The 19,413-nt window shown below is 68.7% G+C and carries 19 protein-coding genes; 10 read left to right on the top strand and 9 right to left on the bottom strand.

From position 1 onward, the window contains the following. Positions 1-43: 43 nt before the first annotated feature. The 5 genes from LMU33_RS19010 to trxA all read left to right on the top strand — a co-directional run bounded on the left by LMU33_RS19010 (position 44) and on the right by trxA (position 4,915). Positions 44-1,762 (top strand): protein kinase family protein, encoded by a 1,719-nt coding sequence (locus LMU33_RS19010; protein ID WP_228621660.1) that lies wholly within the window; start codon positions 44-46, stop codon positions 1,760-1,762. A gap of 26 nt (positions 1,763-1,788) precedes the next feature. Then, the gene (gene sigM, locus LMU33_RS19005; protein WP_228621659.1) at positions 1,789-2,514 is read left to right on the top strand and encodes an RNA polymerase sigma factor SigM; all 726 of its coding nucleotides are present in this window, start codon (positions 1,789-1,791) and stop codon (positions 2,512-2,514) included. After that, positions 2,511-3,395 carry an RsmA family anti-sigma factor gene (locus LMU33_RS19000; protein WP_228621658.1) on the top strand — a complete coding sequence of 295 codons (885 nt, stop codon included), beginning with the start codon at positions 2,511-2,513 and terminating at the stop codon, positions 3,393-3,395. Before sigM ends, LMU33_RS19000 begins: the two co-directional genes overlap by 4 nt. 161 nt (positions 3,396-3,556) lie before the next feature. Continuing rightward, positions 3,557-4,528 carry a thioredoxin-disulfide reductase gene (trxB, locus tag LMU33_RS18995; protein ID WP_228621657.1) on the top strand — a complete coding sequence of 324 codons (972 nt, stop codon included), beginning with the start codon at positions 3,557-3,559 and terminating at the stop codon, positions 4,526-4,528. Between the two features lie 54 nt (positions 4,529-4,582). Beyond that, positions 4,583-4,915 (top strand): thioredoxin, encoded by a 333-nt coding sequence (gene trxA, locus LMU33_RS18990; RefSeq protein ID WP_228621656.1) that lies wholly within the window; start codon positions 4,583-4,585, stop codon positions 4,913-4,915. Positions 4,916-5,044: 129 nt separating this feature from the next. Here trxA and LMU33_RS18985 read toward each other — a convergent pair whose 3' ends face one another. The 9 genes from LMU33_RS18985 to rpmH all read right to left on the bottom strand — a co-directional run bounded on the left by LMU33_RS18985 (position 5,045) and on the right by rpmH (position 12,076). Beyond that, on the bottom strand, positions 5,045-5,662 hold the full coding sequence (locus LMU33_RS18985; RefSeq protein WP_228621655.1) for a GNAT family N-acetyltransferase: 618 nt from the start codon (positions 5,660-5,662) through the stop codon (positions 5,045-5,047). A 329-nt stretch (positions 5,663-5,991) separates the two neighbouring features. Then, the gene (locus LMU33_RS18980) at positions 5,992-7,089 is read right to left on the bottom strand and encodes a ParB/RepB/Spo0J family partition protein (protein ID WP_228621654.1); all 1,098 of its coding nucleotides are present in this window, start codon (positions 7,087-7,089) and stop codon (positions 5,992-5,994) included. Beyond that, on the bottom strand, positions 7,086-8,159 hold the full coding sequence (locus LMU33_RS18975; protein ID WP_079133866.1) for a ParA family protein: 1,074 nt from the start codon (positions 8,157-8,159) through the stop codon (positions 7,086-7,088). Before LMU33_RS18975 ends, LMU33_RS18980 begins: the two co-directional genes overlap by 4 nt. 369 nt (positions 8,160-8,528) lie before the next feature. Further along, positions 8,529-9,245, bottom strand: a complete 717-nt coding sequence (rsmG, locus tag LMU33_RS18970; RefSeq protein WP_228621653.1) for a 16S rRNA (guanine(527)-N(7))-methyltransferase RsmG — start codon at positions 9,243-9,245, stop codon at positions 8,529-8,531. A gap of 117 nt (positions 9,246-9,362) precedes the next feature. Next, positions 9,363-9,875: a Jag family protein gene (locus LMU33_RS18965; RefSeq protein WP_228621652.1), complete on the bottom strand. Its 513-nt coding sequence runs from the start codon at positions 9,873-9,875 to the stop codon at positions 9,363-9,365. A gap of 15 nt (positions 9,876-9,890) precedes the next feature. Continuing rightward, a complete protein-coding gene (gene yidC / locus LMU33_RS18960; protein WP_228621651.1) occupies positions 9,891-11,171 on the bottom strand; it encodes a membrane protein insertase YidC in 1,281 nt (426 codons plus the stop codon). A gap of 3 nt (positions 11,172-11,174) precedes the next feature. Next, on the bottom strand, positions 11,175-11,549 hold the full coding sequence (yidD, locus tag LMU33_RS18955) for a membrane protein insertion efficiency factor YidD (protein ID WP_228621650.1): 375 nt from the start codon (positions 11,547-11,549) through the stop codon (positions 11,175-11,177). Further along, entirely contained in the window at positions 11,546-11,917 is a 372-nt protein-coding gene (gene rnpA, locus LMU33_RS18950) for a ribonuclease P protein component (protein WP_228621649.1), read from the bottom strand. Before rnpA ends, yidD begins: the two co-directional genes overlap by 4 nt. A 21-nt stretch (positions 11,918-11,938) precedes the next feature. After that, the gene (rpmH, locus tag LMU33_RS18945; protein WP_003956500.1) at positions 11,939-12,076 is read right to left on the bottom strand and encodes a 50S ribosomal protein L34; all 138 of its coding nucleotides are present in this window, start codon (positions 12,074-12,076) and stop codon (positions 11,939-11,941) included. Positions 12,077-12,472: 396 nt separating this feature from the next. On the opposite strand from rpmH, the gene dnaA reads away from it, so the two are divergent. The 5 genes from dnaA (at position 12,473) to LMU33_RS18920 (ending at position 19,346) form a co-directional block, all read left to right on the top strand. Beyond that, positions 12,473-14,482 (top strand): chromosomal replication initiator protein DnaA, encoded by a 2,010-nt coding sequence (dnaA, locus tag LMU33_RS18940; RefSeq protein WP_228621648.1) that lies wholly within the window; start codon positions 12,473-12,475, stop codon positions 14,480-14,482. 917 nt (positions 14,483-15,399) lie between these two features. Beyond that, a complete protein-coding gene (gene dnaN, locus LMU33_RS18935) occupies positions 15,400-16,530 on the top strand; it encodes a DNA polymerase III subunit beta (protein ID WP_228621647.1) in 1,131 nt (376 codons plus the stop codon). A 210-nt stretch (positions 16,531-16,740) separates the two neighbouring features. After that, positions 16,741-17,616 (top strand): phosphogluconate dehydrogenase (NAD(+)-dependent, decarboxylating), encoded by an 876-nt coding sequence (gene gnd / locus LMU33_RS18930; protein WP_228621646.1) that lies wholly within the window; start codon positions 16,741-16,743, stop codon positions 17,614-17,616. Between the two features lie 63 nt (positions 17,617-17,679). Further along, positions 17,680-18,801, top strand: coding sequence for a DNA replication/repair protein RecF (gene recF, locus LMU33_RS18925; protein ID WP_228621645.1), 1,122 nt, complete (start codon positions 17,680-17,682; stop codon positions 18,799-18,801). Beyond that, positions 18,798-19,346 (top strand): DciA family protein, encoded by a 549-nt coding sequence (locus tag LMU33_RS18920; protein ID WP_228621644.1) that lies wholly within the window; start codon positions 18,798-18,800, stop codon positions 19,344-19,346. The genes recF and LMU33_RS18920 overlap by 4 nt, the downstream gene beginning before the upstream one ends. Positions 19,347-19,413 lie beyond the last annotated feature (67 nt).

Here is a 19,413-nt window from a genome sequence, read left to right as displayed (position 1 = left end):
CGGCGTCGGACAGCGTGCAACGGATGGGGAGGCAGGGACGACGGTGGCGGAACGGAGCACGGCTGCCGTCGACGTGGCAGACAACAGCGGTGAGCAGCCGCTGACCGCCAAGGCGGACCAGTCCACGGCCGACGGGGTGGCCATGAACCCGGAGCGGGACACGGACAGCGACAAGACGCAGGGGAGCGGGAGCGAGGATTCCGGACAGAAGGCCTCGCCTCCGGAACTGCACAGCGGTCACAAGCTCGCCAGACGCTACCGACTGGAGGAGTGCGTCACCCGTCTGGACGGATTCAGCAGCTGGCGTGCGGTCGACGAGAAACTCCGTCGTGCCGTCGGCGTCCACATCCTGCCCGCGGAGCACGTGCGGGCCCGTTCCGTCCTCGCTGCCGCCCGTTCCTCCGCGCTGCTCGGCGACCCCCGTTTCGTCCAGGTCCTCGACGCCGTCGAGGAGAACGACCTCGTGTACGTCGTGCACGAGTGGCTGCCCGACGCCACCGAGCTGACCACGCTCCTCACCAACGGCCCGCTGGAACCGCACGACGCCTACCAGATGGTCAGTCAGGTCGCCTCGGCCATGGCCGCCGCGCACCGCGAGGGCCTCGCCCATCTCCGGCTCAACCCCAACGCCGTGCTGCGCGCCTCGACCGGTCAGTGGCGCATCCGGGGCCTCGCCGTGAACGCCGCACTGCGCGGCATCAGCTCCGACACCCCGCAGCGCACCGACACCGAGGCGATCGGCGCCCTGCTGTACGCGGCGCTGACCCAGCGCTGGCCGTACGAGAGCGACGCGTACGGCCTGTCCGGCCTTCCCAAGGGCGTCGGCCTCATCGCTCCGGACCAGGTGCGGGCCGGTGTTCACCGGGGCCTGTCCGAACTGGCCATGCGCGCACTCGCCAACGACGGTGCCACCGCCTCCCGTCACGAGGCCCCGTGCACCACGCCGGAGGAGCTGGTGAAGGCGATCGGCGAGATGCCTCGCATCCGCCCGCCCGAGCCGGCGTTCACGGCCCCGCCGGAGTACCAGCGCACGACCTACCAGCAGGGCACGTACGGCCGCCCGGCGCCGCATCCCGGCGCCACCCAGCCGCTCACGACTCCGCCGCCCCCGCTGCAGAGCCGTACCGGCAAGGCCCTGAAGTGGGCGGTGTCGGCGCTTCTCATCGCCGCCCTGGGCCTGGGCAGCTGGCAGTTGGCGGACGCCCTGATGGACCGGAGCGGCAAGTCCGACGACACCAACAGAAGCCAGACGACAGGTGACGGCGACAAGGGCGACGCAAACCACAAGCCGACGGCGATAAAGATCCAGGGAAGCCAGGAGTTCATCGCCGAAGGAGACGCCCAGCACCCGGGCGACGTCCAGAAGACCTACGACGGCGACCCCTCGTCGTACTGGCGGACCAGGAGCTTCAACGAGGGACCGGCCATCGCTCCGCTCAAGCCGGGCGTCGGCATCGTCTACGACCTCGGCTCGCCCACGAAACTCGGCACCGCCACCCTCGACATGCGTTACGGCGGGGACCACACGACCGTCGAGCTGTACGCGGCCGACTCCCTGACACCGCCGTCGCTGGACTCGATGCAGCAGATCGGTAAGGTCACGACGACGACCAATACCGCTACCGTGAAGGTCACCAAGTCGGTGAAGACGCGGTATGTCCTCGTCTGGCTGACGGCCGTGCCGAATTCGGGGTATGACTCCACGCTGTACGCCGGAGCCGGCTACAAGCAGGCCATCGGCGAAGTGAAGTTCACGGGCTGACGTCTCACCCGGACCGGAGGGGGCAGATGGCGGAGGGCGCCGGATACGACGGAGTGAGCGACAAGGATCTGCTCGCCCGCCATGTGGAAGGCGACCGCGATGCCTTCAGCGAGATCGTGCGGCGGCACCGGGATCGGCTCTGGGCGGTCGCGCTGCGGACGCTGGGGGACCGCGAGGAAGCCGCCGACGCGGTCCAGGACGCCCTGGTGTCGGCCTACCGGGCCGCCCATACCTTTCGGGGCCAGTCGGCCGTCACAACCTGGCTGCACCGGATCACGGTGAACGCCTGCCTGGACCGCGCCCGTAAAGTGGCCTCACGGAAGACCTCGCCCGTCGACGACGCGGAACGGCTGGAGCAGCTGCTGGAGCCGCACGAGTCGGCCTCGGCGCCGGCCGAGCGCAACGACGTCCAGCGCCAGCTCCTCGAAGCGCTCGGCACCCTCCCGCACGACCAGAGGGCCGCACTGGTCCTCGTGGACATGCAGGGATATCCCGTGGCCGAGGCCGCCAAGATTCTCGACGTACCGACGGGCACGGTGAAGAGCCGGTGCGCCCGGGGCAGAGCGAGACTGTTGCCTCTGCTCACCCATCTACGACCCGAAGGTTCCGGAAGCGGAAAAGAACCCGGCGAGGGACGGAACCGGGTGGAGGGGACATCCGTCCCACCTGCAACGGGGACTCCGAGCGAGGGCCCCGAGGGCACGGGACCGAGCGATTCAGCCGTAGTGAAGGGCGGAGGTGGGCGAGCGTGACTTCGACGACAGACACGGCCGGGCACCCGGACGTCGAAGAGATCTCCAACCTCACCGAAGGCCTTCTGTCTCCTGGCCGCAGCGCGGACATACAGCGCCACCTGGAGACCTGTGAGCTGTGCGCGGACGTCCATAGCTCGTTGGAGGAGATCCGAGGGCTGCTGGGATCCGCATCGACAGCAGTGCGCATGCCTGCCGACGTGACCGGCCGGATCGATGCCGCGCTCGCCGCCGAGGCATTGCTCAGCGCATCCGGAGAGGAAAGCGCGAGCCATGTTTCACGTGAAACATCGGCTGCGACCGATCGTCCGGCGGGGCGCCCCCGTGCGGCGACCGGGCCAGGGCGGAAGAAGAGCGCGCGCAGCCGCCGCAGGACCATCGTTCTCGGCAGTGTCCTGACCGCGGCCGTACTGGGAGCCGGGGCACTGGTGCTCCAGGTGTTCGACAGTGCTCCGTCGACCATGACGGCTCATGGCAAGCCAAGTCCGTCCATCAGTGCCTTCTCCGGTGCCAGTGTCCAAAGCCAGGTACAGGACCTGCTGGCTTCCAAGAAGGGCACCCAGCGGGGACACACCAGTCAGCGACCGCGGTCCGGCACCGACTCCGGGCAGAACACGCCGGGGACCACGGAGAGCGCGAACACGCTGATTCAGACGGAGGTCCCGGTACCCGACTGTGTCCGGCGGGCGATCCCCGAGGGTGACCGCGCCCTGGCCTCGAAGGTGGGCACCTACGCCGGGAAGAGCGCCTATCTCGTCGTCCTGCCCGATAGCCATGACAGTGCCCAGGTCACGGCCTATGTCGTCGACGCGGCCTGCGTGCGTCAAGATCCCACATCTGCGGGCAAGGTCCTGGCGAAAGAGTCCTATCCCCGTCCCTGAACGTACCGGCCACCTCGGCCGCTCCGTCAGTTGCCCTGACGCATGCGTGTGCCCCGACACACCGGGAATGCGGGCCCCGTAGGATCCGTTGGGTGGGGTGAGAGTTTGGAAACGGGCTCCCACCGGTCGACCGACGCAGACCAGAGACGAGGAATCAAGCCGTGAGCGACGTCCGTAACGTGATCATCATCGGCTCCGGGCCCGCAGGCTACACGGCGGCGCTCTACACGGCGCGCGCGTCGCTGAAGCCCCTGGTGTTCGAGGGAGCCGTCACCGCCGGTGGCGCGCTGATGAACACCACCGAGGTCGAGAACTTCCCGGGCTTCCGCGACGGCATCATGGGTCCCGAGCTCATGGACAACATGCGGGCGCAGGCCGAGCGCTTCGGTGCCGAGCTCGTCCCGGACGATGTCGTCTCCGTCGAGCTCACCGGTGAGATCAAGACCGTCACCGACACCGCAGGCACGGTCCACAAGGCGAAGGCCGTCATCGTCGCCACCGGTTCCCAGCACCGCAAGCTCGGTCTGCCGAACGAGGACGCCCTGTCCGGTCGCGGTGTCTCCTGGTGCGCGACCTGCGACGGATTCTTCTTCAGGGACCAGGACATCGCCGTGATCGGCGGTGGTGACACCGCGATGGAGGAGGCCACCTTCCTCTCGCGGTTCGCCAAGTCCGTGACGATCGTCCACCGCAGGGACACGCTGCGCGCCTCCAAGGCGATGCAGGAGCGCGCCTTCGGCGACCCGAAGATCAAGTTCGTGTGGGACAGCGAAGTCGCCGAGGTCCAGGGCGAGCAGAAGCTCTCCGGTCTGAAGCTGCGCAACGTCAAGACCGGCGAACTGTCGGAGCTGCCCGTGACCGGTCTGTTCATCGCGATCGGCCACGACCCGCGCACCGAACTGTTCAAGAGCCAGCTGGACCTGGACGAGGAGGGCTACCTGAAGGTCGCCTCCCCGACCACCCGCACCAATGTGACCGGTGTTTTCGCCGCCGGCGACGTGGTCGACCACACCTACCGTCAGGCGATCACCGCGGCCGGAACCGGCTGCTCCGCCGCTCTGGACGCCGAGCGCTTCCTCGCCGCGCTCGCGGACGAGGACAAGGCGGAGCCCGAGAAGACCGCCGCCGTCTGACCTTCCCCTTCCCCCCTCCCCGCCTCACCGCACGACCGAGTTAAGGAGCCCGCCGTGGCCGGCACCCTGAAGAATGTGACCGACGCTTCCTTCGAGCAGGACGTCCTCAAGAACGACAAGCCCGTCCTGGTGGACTTCTGGGCCGCCTGGTGCGGTCCGTGCCGTCAGATCGCCCCCTCCCTGGAGGCGATTGCTGCCGAGTACGGTGACAAGATCGAGATCGTCAAGCTGAACATCGACGAGAACCCGGACACGGCCGCCAAGTACGGCGTCATGTCCATCCCGACCCTGAACGTCTACCAGGGCGGCGAGGTCGCCAAGACCATCGTCGGTGCCAAGCCGAAGGCTGCGATCGTTCGCGACCTCGAGGAGTTCATCGCCGAGTAAGGCGAAGAACCGAGCGGTGTCGTCCGAGCGACGGTGCGTGTTTCACGTGAAACACGAATGGGCCAACCCTCACGGGTTGGCCCATTCGCATGCAGTCCCCAGCGGATGCCCACTCCTGCGACGGCGTTCCTACAACGGCCTCAGCGCCGGTTCCTTCTGAACCGCTCCGAGGAGCCGGTCGAGAGCCATCTCCACGTCTTCCTTCCAGGAGAGCGTCGACCGCAGCTCCAGCCTGAGCCGGGGGTGCGTGGGATGCTGCCGGACCGTCTTGAAGCCAACGGCCAGAAGGTGGTCCGCCGGCAGAAGGCAGGCGGGTTCCTTCCAGCGGGCGTCACCGAAGGCCTCGATCGCTTTGAAGCCTCGGCGCAGCAGATCCTTGGCGACCGCCTGCACGAGGACGCGCCCCAGCCCCTGCCCCTGGTAGCCGGGCATGATGAACGCCGTCATCAACTGCACGGCGTCCGGCGAGACGGGACTCGTGGGGAAGGCCGTCGAGCGCGGGACATAGGCCGGAGGGGCGTAGAGAACGAAGCCCACCGGTACGTCGTCGATGTACACCACCCGGCCGCACGATCCCCAGTCCAGCAGGACGGCGGAGATCCAGGACTCCTTCTCCAGTGCCGAGGTCCCCGCCCTTACGGCTGCTTCTCCGCTGACCGGGTCCAGCTCCCAGAAGACACACGACCGACAGCGTTGGGGAAGGTCCTGAAGGTTGTCCAGCGTGAGCGGCACGAGCCGACGCCCCATGAAGGCTGATCCTCGCTTCCTTCGCCCGCCGCATCACGAGCGGCTGTCAGAGCGCTTCGCTCCCTGAGCAAGCTGCCGACGAATCCGCCGACCGCTCCAAGGCTCAGGCCCGCGCTCACCAGTCCGGTGCGGCTCATCGATCGCATGGCCCCCGTCTCCCCACTCAGAGATGCAGTTGCTGTCCGGTGGATGCGCCATACCCGTTCGCATCGTATCCACGATGCGATTCACTCGATAGCGCCTCAAAGCAAAGAGCGGGCCGTGTTCCGGTACACACCGGACACGGCCCGCTCTTGATACGGCATACGGCCGAGTGGGTCGCACCAGGATCAGTCGTCCTGGTCGTCCGTCGCGTCCTGAAGCTCCTGCGGCAACACCGGCCCCTCGCCCGGAGCGAGCGTGCTCAGAATCCGCTGGAGATCGTCCACCGAGGCGAACTCGACGGTGATCTTCCCCTTCTTCTGGCCGAGGTCGACCTTCACCCTTGTCTCGAAGCGGTCCGACAGGCGGGTCGCCAGCTCGTTCAGGGCCGGGGAGAGCCGAGAGCCGGCGCGCGGTCCCTTGGGACGCTGAGGCTTCTGGGGCCGCGAACCCATGAGGGTCACGATCTCCTCGACGGCACGCACCGAGAGCCCCTCCGCCACGATGCGGTGAGCCAGCCGGTCCTGCTCCTCGGAGTCCTCGATGGACAACAGTGCCCGGGCATGCCCGGCGGACAGGACACCGGCAGCCACACGCTTCTGTACGGCCGGCGAGAGCTTCAGCAGACGCAGCGTGTTGGAGACCTGAGGCCGGGAGCGCCCGATCCGGTCGGCCAGCTGGTCGTGCGTGCAGTTGAAGTCCTTCAGCAGCTGGTCGTAGGCGGCCGCCTCTTCCAGCGGGTTCAGCTGCGCACGGTGCAGGTTCTCCAGCAGCGCGTCCAGGAGGAGCTTCTCGTCCTCCGTGGCCCGGACGATCGCCGGGATGGCCTCAAGGCCGGCCTCGCGGCAGGCCCGCCAGCGGCGCTCGCCCATGATCAGCTCATAGCGGGCGGGCCCCAGCTGCCGTACGACGACGGGCTGGAGGAGACCGACCTCCCTGATGGAGGTGACCAGCTCCTGAAGCGCGTCCTCGTCGAAGACATCACGAGGCTGGCGCGGGTTGGGCGAGATCGCGTCTAGAGGGATCTCGGCGAAGTGCGCGCCCATCGGAGGAGCCGGCGTCTCCACGGCGGGGCCCGCCACGGGCTCCTCGGTTTCATGTGAAACAGGCGGCAGCGTGGCCACCTTCGCCGCGGCAACCCCGCGGTCGGTCGTCAGCACCGGGACGGCTGCGGGGGAGGCGGAGGCACCGCCCCCCAGCGCGGCCGGAGCCGGGGTCTTCTCCGTCGGGGCAGCGGGGATCAGTGCGCCGAGACCACGTCCCAGCCCCCTCCGTCGCTCACTCACTGGATCCCCTCCACCATGCTTGGATCGTTCTGGACGCCGATGTGGGCCTGGCTCGCGTCATAGCTGATGCCGATGCCCTTCAGCGCGATTTCTCGGGCCGCCTCAAGATACGAGAGGGCACCGCTCGATCCAGGATCGTAAGTCAGCACCGTCTGCCCGTAACTCGGCGCCTCGGAGATACGGACCGAGCGGGGAATGCTTGTCCGCAGCACCTCGTCGCCGAAGTGGGTGCGCACCTCTTCCGCGACCTGGGAAGCGAGACGCGTCCGGCCGTCGTACATGGTGAGCAGGATGGTCGACACATGCAGCGTGGGGTTGAGGTGCCCCCGCACCAGGTCGACGTTGCGCAGCAGCTGACCCAGGCCCTCGAGTGCGTAGTACTCGCACTGGATCGGGATGAGGACCTCCTGGCCCGCCACCAGCGCGTTGACCGTCAACAGGCCGAGCGAAGGCGGGCAGTCGATGAGGATGTAGTCCAGCGGCTGTTCGTATGCCTGGATCGCCCGCTGCAGCCGACTCTCACGGGCCACCAAGGACACCAGCTCGATCTCCGCACCGGCGAGATCGATGGTGGCGGGGGCACAGAAGAGACCCTCCACGTCAGGGACCGGCTGAACGACCTCGGCGAGAGGCTTGCTCTCCACCAAGACGTCGTAGATCGAGGGGACTTCTGCGTGGTGGTCGATCCCGAGGGCGGTGGATGCGTTGCCCTGCGGGTCGAGGTCGATCACCAGGACCCGGCCGCCGTGCAGAGCCAGCGAAGCAGCAAGGTTGACGGTGGTCGTCGTCTTGCCCACGCCGCCCTTCTGGTTGGCGACCACGATGACTCTGGTCTGCTCCGGCCGTGGCAGGCCTTCGCCGGCGCGGCCCAGAGCCTCCACCGCCAGTTGGGCCGCACGACCGATCGGAGTGTCGTCCATCGGAGGCGGTGTTTCACGTGAAACATCCGCCCCCATCGACTCGGTACGGGGACCGGGGACCGGATCGGTCATCGGTCCCGCGATGTTGGCGTCGGACCGCAAGGATTCACTCTCCTCGACTTCAGGCTCGCAATGAACAGAGCCTCCCATGTCTTCGGGGTCGTGAACCAGTGAGGCCTGGTGTTCTGTGGAGAAATCCACCTCTGTGGACAACTCCGTGCCCCTGGAGAGGGGCGGAGTGCCCCGTGACAGGGATGGAGTTCCCTGGGATACGGGATCCTCGCCCAGGGAACCGAGGGGCTTGCGGTCGCGAGGTTCGGCCGCAGCGCGGCCGCGACTGATGATGCCGTGGAGCAGTGAGCGACGTTTCACGTGAAACACGATGCACAGCGGCGGCGACCGGACCTTCGCGACACTCCGGCCTGCGTAGGTTTGGCAGCTTGTGTGGAGTACGTCTCGTCGTCAGGACGGATCAGAGCCGCCCCCTGCTCCGACCCAGGCTCCTGCCGCCACTCCTGCTCAACGGCGACGGCGGACCCGACCCGTCCGGGCCGCCTTGGCACGCTTGGCCGCGAACCGCACACCACCCGGGCTCTCCCCGACCTCGACCCGCACCACGGTGGACATGGGGTCCACGATGCCCTCACCCACATGCAGGATCGACGTCTCCACCGCGCCCAGCTTGCTGAGAGCCGTGGCGGCGGCCTTCAGCTCCTCCTCGGCGGTGTCACCCTTCAGCGCGAGCATCTCGCCGTAGGGACGCAGCAGCGGGATGCCCCAGGTGGCCAGCCGGTCCAGCGGGGCCACGGCCCGCGCGGTCACCACATGGACCGGCGGCAGCTTGCCCAGGACCTCCTCGGCGCGGCCCCGCACCACCGTGACGTGATCCAGGCCGAGCAGCTCGACGACCTCGGTGAGGAAGTTGGTGCGCCGCAGCAGCGGCTCCAGCAGGGTGATGTTGAGGTCGTTCCGGACCAGGGCCAGCGGGATGCCGGGCAGGCCGGCGCCGGAGCCGACATCGCAGACCGTCACTCCCTCGGGGACGGCCTCGGAGAGCACCGCGCAGTTCAGCAGATGCCGCTCCCACAGGCGGGGCACTTCCCGCGGGCCGATCAGGCCACGCTGTACGCCCGCCTCGGCGAGCAGCTCCGCGTAGCGGACCGCATCGGCGAAGCGATCACCAAACACTTCCCGCGCCTGCTCGGGCGCGGGGGGAAGCTCCGCTGCCTCCGTCACGGGGACCGTCCTTCCGTACAGCGCCGGTGCTTCGCGCACCGGCCACCAGAACTACCAGGCTGACAAAGTTCGGCCCCGTCTGCTCAACAGACGGGGCCGGTGAAACGTGGGGGCCGATCAGACGGGCAGCACGACGACGAACCGCTGCGGCTCCTCGCCCTCGGACTCGCTGCTCAGTCCCGCGGCCTTGACCGCGTCGTGCACGACCTTGCGCTCGAACGGGGTCATCGGCTTGAGCTTGACGGGCTCGCCGGTGTTCCTCGCCTCGGCGGCGGCCTTGGCGCCGATCTCGGACAGCTCGGCCCGCTTCTTGGCCCGGTAACCCGCGATGTCGAGCATGAGCCGGCTGCGGTCGCCGGTCTCCCGGTGCACGGCCAGGCGCGTCAGCTCCTGCAGTGCCTCCAGCACCTCGCCGTCCCGGCCGACCAGCTTGTGCAGGTCACGGCCGCCGGTGTCGCTGATGATCGACACGGAGGCGCGGTCGGCCTCGACGTCCATGTCGATGTCGCCGTCGAGGTCGGCAATGTCCAGCAGACCCTCCAGGTAGTCCGCCGCGATCTCACCCTCCTGCTCCAGGCGGGTCAGGGCGTCTGCCCCCTCGGCAGCGGCGGAGGTGGTGCCTTCCGTCACGGGATGGGCTCCTTCTTACTTCTTGGACGGGGACTTGGGCCGCTGCGGGCCACCCTTGCGCTGGCCGGACTGGGCCTTGCTGCGGGTGCCGGAGCCGGGCTTCTGGGCCTGCTGGGCAGCGGCGGGCTTGGCGTCCTGCGGCTCGTCGGACTTCTCCAGCGAGGTGGACCCGCCCGCTTGCTTGGGCCCGCCGGACTGACGCTGGGACTTGGACTGGCGCTTGGGCTGCTGGCGCCGGGCCGCGGTGCCGGTGCCGGCCTCGGTGGTGGTCTCCACGCCGTCCGCGGTCTGCGTCGCGGCCTGGGCCGTGCTCTTCACCACGGTGCCGTCGGCCTGGGCGGCGAGACCGGCCTTGTTCAGGGCATTGATGAACTTGCGCTCGAACTCGTTGCGCTCACGGCCCTTGGCGACGATCGCCTTGACGATGGTCTTCTCGCTGCGGCGGCTGACCTTGCCGGCGTGCGTGACGTGCTTGGTCAGGCGCTCCAGGTAGGCAGCCTGGGCCTTGGAACCCGGAGTCGGGTTGTTGCGGATGACGTACATCTGCTGACCCATGGTCCACACGTTGGTGGTCAGCCAGTAGACGAGGACACCGACCGGGAAGTTGATACCGAAGACGGCGAACATGACCGGGAAGACGTACATCAGCATCTTCTGCTGCTGCATGAACGGCGTCTTCACCGTCGTGTCGACGTTCTTCGTCATCAGCTGTCGCTGCGTGTAGAACTGCGACGCCGACATCAGGACGATCATGATCGCGGTGACGACCCGGACGTCGGTCAGCGTGGCACCGAGCGAGGCGACCTTGTCCGCGCTGTCCGTGAACTTCGCCGCAAGCGGTGCGCCGAAGATGTGCGCCTTACGGGCGCTGGCGAGCAGCGACTCGTCGAGGACGCCGATCGTCTTGCCCGTCGCGATCGCGTTGAGCACGTGGTACAGGGCGAAGAAGAACGGTGACTGCGCCAGGATGGGAAGGCACGAGGAGAGCGGGTTGGTGCCCGTCTCCTTGTACAGCTTCATCATCTCTTCGGACTGGCGCTGCTTGTCGTTCTTGTAGCGCTCCTGGATCTTCTTCATCTCCGGCTGGAGCGTCTGCATCGCGCGCGTCGACTTGATCTGCTTCACGAAGAGCGGGATCAGGCAGATGCGGATCAGGATCACCAGGGACACGATGGACAGGCCCCAGGCCCACCCGGTGTCGGCGCCGAAGATCGCGCCGTACATCTTGTGGAACTGGACGATGACCCATGAAACGGGTGTTGTGATGAAGCTGAAGAGGCTGGCAATCGTGTCCACTAATCATGCTCCTTGGGCATGGGACGAGGTCTCTGCGGCCGGGCTCGCAGGAAGCTCGGAAGACGGGCTCCCGGGCTTCGCTTCGGTGGCCGGTTCGGCGGCGGAGGGCCCGCCCTTGCGTGCGCGCCAGGCGTTGCGCAGCATTTCGTGCCACCGCGGGCGCTTGCGCGGCGGGACATGGTCCACACCACCCAGCGACCACGGATTGCACCGGAGGATGCGCCAGGCGGTGAGTGCCGTGCCCTTGATCGCACCATGCCGGTCGATGGCCGTGTAGCCGTAGTGGGAGCACGACGGGTAGTACTTGCACACCGGCCCCAGCAGTGGACTGATCGTCCACTGGTACAGCTTGATCAGAGCCAGCAGCGGGTACTTCATCGCGCGCCCCCTCCCAGCAGCCGCTGAACGGCGGCGTCCAGGTCTCGGGCCAGCTGTGCATGGTCTGCGTCGCCCGCTCCGGGCAGCGCTCGTACGACTACCAGGCTACCGGGGGGAAACAGGGCGACTCGCTCACGCATCAGATGACGCAGTCTGCGCTTCACTTTGTTGCGCACGACCGCGCCACCCACGGCCTTGCTGACGACGAAACCCGCACGCGTCGGGGGAGCGCTCTCCCCAGGCGCGTGCGGGTCCGTGGCACCGCTACGAAGGTGGACGACGAGAGTCGGGCGTCCTGCCCGGCGTCCTCGTCGGACCGCGGTCGCGAAGTCCTCGCGCCGCCTCAGCCGGTTCTCGGTGGGCAGCACGACGTCATGACCTGATCGGAATCAGGCGGACAGACGGGCGCGACCCTTGCTACGGCGGGACGCGAGAATCGCGCGGCCGGCACGGGTGCGCATACGCAGCCGGAAGCCGTGGGTCTTCGCGCGACGACGGTTGTTCGGCTGGAAGGTGCGCTTGCTCACTCGGGGGCTCCAGAAAGAAATCGGTAGTTGCGGGGTGCCGTCTTGGCTGTCACCGTGCGCCCACGAGTAGCTCGCGTCACGCCCGAGTGCACCGCTTCCCGATCACCTGACGTGACCTGTGCCCATCGGAGGCAGGCGGCAGCAGCCATCGACAACTCGACCTGGTTACGGTACGCGGGGCGGCGCCATCCGGTCAAACCGAGGGTCACGGAGAGACACTATCCACAGGCTGGGGACAACAACTTGAACCGCACCCGCCGCGCTGACTACCGTGGCTGAACTCCGATTCGTTCTTTTGTCCCCCGCCCCGGCGGGTTTGACCCACCGACCACCCGAAGTACACCCCGACCCGTCCCGCGATCACACGTTCGTGGGACCTGTGAGAGAGCGTGCCCTGTGGCTGACGTACCCGCCGATCTTGCCGCAGTGTGGCCGCGAGTACTGGAGCAGCTCCTCGGGGAGGGCCGCGGACAGGGTGTCGAGGCGAAGGACGAGCACTGGATCCGGCGCTGCCAGCCGCTCGCACTGGTGGCGGACACCGCCCTGCTCGCCGTACCGAACGAATTTGCGAAGGGCGTACTGGAGGGCCGTCTCGCGCCGGTCGTCAGCGAGACGCTGAGCCGCGAGTGCGGCCGCCCCATCCGTATCGCGATCACCGTGGACGACTCCGCGGGCGAGCCGCCGGCCCCTGCGGCGCCGGTGCAGCAGCCGCCCAAGCCACGCTACGAAGAGCCCGAGCTGCCGTCCGGCCCGTCGTACGAGGAACGGCCGTACGAGGGCTACGGCCGCCATCGCGCCGCCGAGCAGCCGCCGGCCGAGCAGCAGTCCCGCGCCGACCAGCTGCCCACCGGCCGCGCGGACCAGGTGCCCGTCGTGCGCCCGGCGTACCCATCCGAGTACCAGCGCCGTGAGCCCGGCGCCTGGCCGCGGCCAGCGCAGGACGAGTACGGCTGGCAGCAGCCGCGGCTCGGCTTCCCCGAGCGCGACCCGTACGCGTCGCCGTCGTCCCAGGACGCCTACGGCTCCGGATCCGAGGGCTACGGCTCCGGCCCGGACGCCTACGGCCCGCCGTCCACGGACTACCGCTCGCAGGGCAGGGACCGGCCGTCGTACGAGCAGCAGCGAGGCGACTACGACAAACCGCGCGCCGACTACGACCAGGTGCGCCCGGACTACGAATCCGCGCGCACCGAGTACGACCCGTCCCGCACCGAGTACGACCAGCGCGACCCCGTCCGCCGTGAGCTGCCCGAGCAGCCGGCGGTCGGCGGTCCTGCGCATCGCGGCGGCCCCGGCCGCCCGGACCTGCCCACGAGCGGCACCACCGGACCGCTCGGCGCACAGCCCGCGCCGGCGAGCGGTCCCGGCGAGCCGACGGCGCGGCTGAACCCGAAGTACCTGTTCGACACGTTCGTGATCGGCGCCTCCAACCGGTTCGCGCACGCGGCCGCGGTCGCCGTCGCCGAGGCACCGGCGAAGGCCTACAACCCCCTTTTCATCTACGGGGAGTCGGGGCTCGGCAAGACGCATCTGCTGCACGCCATCGGGCACTACGCGCGGAGCCTCTACCCGGGCACGCGCGTGCGGTACGTGAGCTCGGAGGAGTTCACCAACGAGTTCATCAACTCCATCCGCGACGGCAAGGGCGACAGCTTCCGCAAGCGCTACCGCGAGATGGACATCCTGCTCGTCGACGACATCCAGTTCCTCGCGGACAAGGAGTCGACGCAGGAGGAGTTCTTCCACACCTTCAACACGCTCCACAACGCCAACAAGCAGATCGTGCTCTCCTCCGACCGGCCGCCGAAGCAGCTGGTCACGCTGGAGGACCGGCTGCGGAACCGTTTCGAGTGGGGTCTGATCACCGACGTCCAGCCGCCCGAGCTGGAGACGCGTATCGCGATCCTGCGCAAGAAGGCGGTGCAGGAGCAGCTCAACGCCCCGCCGGAGGTGCTGGAGTTCATCGCCTCCCGGATCTCACGGAACATCCGTGAGCTGGAGGGCGCGCTGATCCGGGTGACGGCGTTCGCCTCGCTGAACCGGCAGCCGGTGGACCTCGGCCTGACCGAGATCGTCCTGAAGGACCTGATCCCCGGCGGCGAGGACAGCGCCCCGGAGATCACGGCCACGGCGATCATGGGGGCAACCGCCGACTACTTCGGGCTGACCGTGGAGGACCTGTGCGGCACCTCGCGCGGGCGGGCGCTGGTCACCGCGCGGCAGATCGCCATGTACCTGTGCAGGGAGCTCACCGATCTGTCGCTGCCGAAGATCGGGGCGCAGTTCGGCGGCCGTGACCACACCACCGTCATGCACGCCGACCGCAAGATCCGTGCGCTGATGGCCGAGCGGCGGTCCATCTACAACCAGGTGACCGAGCTGACGAACCGGATCAAGAACGGCTGACGGCGGCTGCGCCTGCCTTGCACCGACATCGAGGGCGCCTTCGGGATACGACTCCTGAGGGCGCCCTTCGGCATGGTCGCTGTCCGCAGTGGCGGGTGCCGGGCGCGGGTTTGCCCTGTGCCGCGGGCTGTGGAGTGTTCCTCGTTCGCCACCGGGTGTTCGATTAAGTGCCGGGTTACGGCCATCCTCCACAGATTCGCTGGGTTTCTTCCGTCCACATGCTGGGGACTGTGAAGTTGTCCCGAGCGGCGTCCACAGGAAGCCTGTTCATACGGCATTCGCCCAGCTCAGCTGCCTGTGGAATCGTGGACGAACGATCTCCACAGGCTGTGGACCGAGCGAAGATCCACAGCCTGTGCACGAGGTTTTCCACCGCCGGCCCACAGGCTGGGGCCCGTTGTCCCCAGTGATCCCCGGCTTCTCCACATGGCTGTCCACTGTTCGGCAACGCGACGCACCCTCTCACCGCGTCGAGTGAAAGCCGTCACACGAAGGTGCCGGATTGGGGTGTGGGAAACGTGGGTAAACCTGGGGACGCAGCTGGGGAGAACTGCCCTCGGGCTGTGGGCGGGGTGTGCAGAACTTTCTGTTCTCCACAGATGACCCCGGTTGTCCACCGCCGTCACCCACAGGCCCCGTGGACAAAATCTTGGCTCTGAGCTGGGAAAACGTGGTTATCCACGGTATCCACAGGCCCTACTACTACTCCCGACTAGAGAGAGCTCGGCAATCGTTTGGAAGCGGGGCCTGTGCACAACTCGCTGTCTCGTGTCCGGCTGCCTCCCGGAGCGACTTGACCCCGACGGGCACCTACTGTCAGTGCGGTGCGTCAGACTGGTCCCCGGTGTCCTTCCCTTCGCAGTGGGCGGTGACACCGAGTCGGAGGACTCAGTAGCAACAGCAGGAGGCGGCTTACGGTGAAGATCCGGGTGGAACGCGACGTACTCGCGGAGGCAGTGGCGTGGGCGGCACGCAGCCTCCCGGCCCGTCCGCCGGCGCCTGTCCTCGCCGGCCTCCTCCTCAAGGCCGAGGACGGCCAGCTGAGCCTGTCGAGCTTCGACTACGAGGTCTCCGCGCGGGTGTCCGTGGAAGCCGAGGTCGAGGAGGAGGGCACCGTCCTCGTCTCCGGCCGGCTGCTCGCCGACATCTCCCGCGCCCTCCCCAACCGGCCGGTGGAGATTTCCACAGACGGTGTACGGGCGACGGTGGTCTGCGGGTCCTCCCGGTTCACCCTGCACACCCTGCCTGTGGAGGAGTACCCGTCGCTGCCGCAGATGCCGAACGCCACGGGCACCGTCCCCGGCGAGGTCTTCGCGGCCGCCGTGTCCCAGGTGGCGATCGCCGCCGGCCGTGACGACACGCTGCCCGTCCTCACCGGTGTGCGCATCGAGATCGAGGGCGACACGGTCACCCTGGCCTCCACCGACCGCTACCGTTTCGCCGTCCGCGAGTTCCTGTGGAAGCCGGAGAACCCGGACGCCTCCGCGGTCGCCCTGGTCCCGGCCAAGACGCTCCTGGACACCGCCAAGTCGCTCGGCGCCGGTGACAGCGTGACCCTGGCGCTGTCCGGGTCGGGCGCGGGCGAGGGCCTGATCGGTTTCGAGGGCGCGGGGCGTCGTACGACCACGCGGCTGCTCGAGGGTGACCTGCCGAAGTACCGCACGCTGTTCCCGACCGAGTTCAACTCCGTCGCCGTGATCGAGACCGCGCCGTTCGTCGAGGCCGTCAAGCGTGTGGCGCTGGTGGCCGAGCGGAACACCCCGGTGCGCCTGAGCTTCGAGCAGGGCGTGCTGATCCTGGAGGCCGGGTCCAGCGACGACGCACAGGCTGTGGAAAGGGTCGACGCCCAGCTGGAGGGCGACGACATCTCCATCGCCTTCAACCCGACGTTCCTGCTGGACGGCCTGAGCGCGATCGACTCCCCGGTGGCTCAGCTGTCGTTCACGACCTCCACGAAGCCGGCGCTGCTCAGCGGGAAGCCGGCGGTGGATGCCGAGGCCGACGACGCGTACAAGTATCTGATCATGCCGGTGCGCCTCAGCGGCTGACCGTTCGTCCACAGCTGTGCACGGCGCCGGGTGCCTTTGTGGGTGCCCGGCCCCCGGCGCCTGCGGTTCGGCAGCCTCTGTGGAAAAAGTACAGGTCGCAGGGCCTACGCATGAGCGCGTATGCCCACAACTGTGCGTGAAGAGGGCGGTTTAGGCTCGGCTCGGCACCAAGGTGCCTGTCCCGCCACAGCGACCTAAGGAACACAACTGATGGAGCTCGGTCTCGTCGGCCTCGGCAAGATGGGCGGCAACATGCGCGAGCGGATCCGCCGCGCGGGCCACACCGTCATCGGATACGACCGCAACGCGGACCTCGCGGATGTCCACAGCCTGGAAGAGCTTGTGGGCAAGCTCAGCGGACCGCGCGTGGTCTGGGTCATGGTCCCGGCCGGCGAGCCCACCCAGTCCACCGTCGACCAGCTGGCCGAGCTGCTGGAGCCCGGTGACGTGGTCGTGGACGGCGGAAACTCCCGCTGGACGGACGACGAGAAGCACGCCGGGGAACTGGCGGCCAAGGGCATAGGCTTCGTCGACTGCGGCGTCTCCGGCGGCGTCTGGGGCCTGGAGAACGGCTACGCGCTGATGTACGGCGGCGACGCCGAGCACGTCGCCAAGGTGCAGCCGGTCTTCGACGCGCTGAAGCCGGAGGGCGACTTCGGCTCGGTGCACGCCGGCAAGGTCGGCGCGGGCCACTTCGCGAAGATGGTCCACAACGGCATCGAGTACGCGATGATGCAGGCCTACGCCGAGGGCTGGGAGCTGCTGGAGAAGGTCGACTCCGTGGAGAACGTCCGCGAGGTCTTCCGCTCCTGGCAGGAGGGCACCGTCATCCGCTCCTGGCTGCTCGACCTCGCGGTCAACGCGCTGGACGACGACGAGCACCTGGAGGGCCTGCGCGGTTATGCACAGGACTCCGGTGAGGGACGCTGGACTGTGGAGGCCGCGATCGACAACGCGGTGCCGCTGCCGGCGATCACCGCGTCGCTGTTCGCGCGGTTCGCATCCCGTCAGGAGGACTCGCCGCAGATGAAGATGATCGCCGCGCTGCGCAACCAGTTCGGCGGCCATGCCGTGGAGAAGAAGTAATCCACAGGGATCCACACAGATCCACAGTCCATCAGCACTCTGGGGAAGGCCGGCGAAACGACCATGCACGTCACGCATCTTTCGCTGGCCGACTTCCGCTCGTACGCCCGGGCCGAGGTTCCGCTCGACCCGGGCGTCACCGCCTTCGTCGGGCCCAACGGGCAGGGCAAGACCAACCTGGTGGAAGCGGTCGGATACCTCGCCACCCTCGGCAGCCACCGGGTCTCCTCCGACGCGCCCCTGGTCCGCATGGGTGCCGAGCGGGCCGTGATCCGGGCGCAGGTCCGGCAGGGCGAGCGGCAGCAGCTGGTGGAGCTGGAGCTGAACCCCGGCAGGGCCAACCGGGCCCGCATCAACCGGTCCCCGCAGGTCAGGCCGAGGGACGTGCTGGGAATCGTACGGACCGTGCTGTTCGCGCCCGAAGATCTCGCCCTCGTCAAAGGCGATCCGGGCGAACGCCGGCGGTTCCTCGACGAGCTGATCACGGCCCGTTCCCCGCGCATGGCCGGGGTGCGCTCCGACTACGAGCGCGTGCTGAAGCAGCGGAACACCCTGCTCAAGACCGCCGCCCTGGCGCGCAGGCACGGCGGACGGTCCATGGATCTGTCCACGCTCGACGTGTGGGACCAGCATCTCGCGCGCGCGGGCGCCGAGTTGCTCGCCCAGCGCCTCGACCTGATCGCCGCGCTGCAGCCGCTGGCCGACAAGGCGTACGAGCAACTGGCCCCCGGCGGCGGGCCGCTGGCGCTGGAGTACAAGCCGTCCGCGCCCGGCGAGGCCCACGCGCGCGAGGATCTCTACGCCCAGCTGATGGCGGCCCTGGCGGAGGCGCGCAAGCAGGAGATCGAGCGCGGTGTCACCCTCGTCGGCCCGCACCGGGACGATTTGATTCTCAAACTCGGTCAGCTGCCCGCCAAGGGGTACGCCTCCCACGGGGAGTCCTGGTCCTACGCGCTCGCCCTGCGCCTGGCCTCCTACGACCTGCTGCGGGCCGAGGGCAACGAGCCGGTGCTGGTCCTGGACGACGTCTTCGCCGAGCTGGACACGCGCCGGCGGGAGCGGCTGGCCGAGCTGGTCGCGCCCGGCGAGCAGGTGCTGGTCACCGCCGCCGTGGACGACGACGTACCGGATGTACTGGCCGGGGCGCGCTACACCGTGTCGGGCGGGACGGTGGAGCGCGTATGAGCACCGGCGAACCCACCCCCCAGGACCCGAAGAAGAGCGGAAACGAACCCTCCGGCGTCGACCTCGCGCGCGTGGCGTTGCGCGCGGCGAAGGAGCAGGCACGCGCGCGTGGGGACGCGGCGCGGCAGAAGAAGCAGGCCCGGCGCGGCGGCGGGCTGCGCTCCGGCGCGCGCGCCGACGGCCGCGACCCGATGGCGCTCGGCGCCGCGATCAACCGGCTGCTGACCGAGCGCGGCTGGGAGACCCCCGCGGCGGTGGGCGGGGTGATGGGCCGCTGGCCGCAGATCGTCGGCGAGGACCTGGCCAAGCACTGTGTGCCGCAGCGGTACGACGAGGACGAGCGCGTGCTGATCGTGAGCTGCGACTCCACGGCCTGGGCGACCCAGCTGCGCCACCTCGCGCCCGCGCTGGTCGCCCGCCTCAACGAGGACCTGGGGCACGGCACCGTACGGATGATCAAGGTGCTCAATCCGGGTGGCCCGGCCCGCCGCTACGGTCCGCTGAGGGCGCCCGGCAGCTCCGGTCCCGGCGATACGTACGGGTGACGTACGTCACGCCGAAAAGTTGGGCGGTGCCCTCGGAGCGGCGCCGTATCACGGGTGTGGAGAGCGG

Source organism: Streptomyces barringtoniae (genome assembly GCF_020819595.1).
Classification (GTDB): Bacteria; Actinomycetota; Actinomycetes; order Streptomycetales; family Streptomycetaceae; genus Streptomyces; species Streptomyces barringtoniae.
The sequence above is the reverse complement of the archived record's forward strand: the minus strand, read 5'-3'. Positions and strand labels throughout refer to the sequence as shown.

Bases quoted from the DNA above. Each gene is read 5' to 3' on its own strand.
- recF (WP_228621645.1), top strand. From the start codon at position 17,680: ATGCACGTCACGCATCTTTCGCTGGCCGACTTCCGCTCGTACGCCCGG.
- LMU33_RS18985 (WP_228621655.1), bottom strand. From the start codon at position 5,662: ATGGGGCGTCGGCTCGTGCCGCTCACGCTGGACAACCTTCAGGACCTT.
- LMU33_RS18975 (WP_079133866.1), bottom strand. From the start codon at position 8,159: ATGGGAGGCTCTGTTCATTGCGAGCCTGAAGTCGAGGAGAGTGAATCC.
- sigM (WP_228621659.1), top strand. From the start codon at position 1,789: ATGGCGGAGGGCGCCGGATACGACGGAGTGAGCGACAAGGATCTGCTC.
- yidD (WP_228621650.1), bottom strand. From the start codon at position 11,549: ATGAAGTACCCGCTGCTGGCTCTGATCAAGCTGTACCAGTGGACGATC.
- gnd (WP_228621646.1), top strand. From the start codon at position 16,741: ATGGAGCTCGGTCTCGTCGGCCTCGGCAAGATGGGCGGCAACATGCGC.
- LMU33_RS18920 (WP_228621644.1), top strand. From the start codon at position 18,798: ATGAGCACCGGCGAACCCACCCCCCAGGACCCGAAGAAGAGCGGAAAC.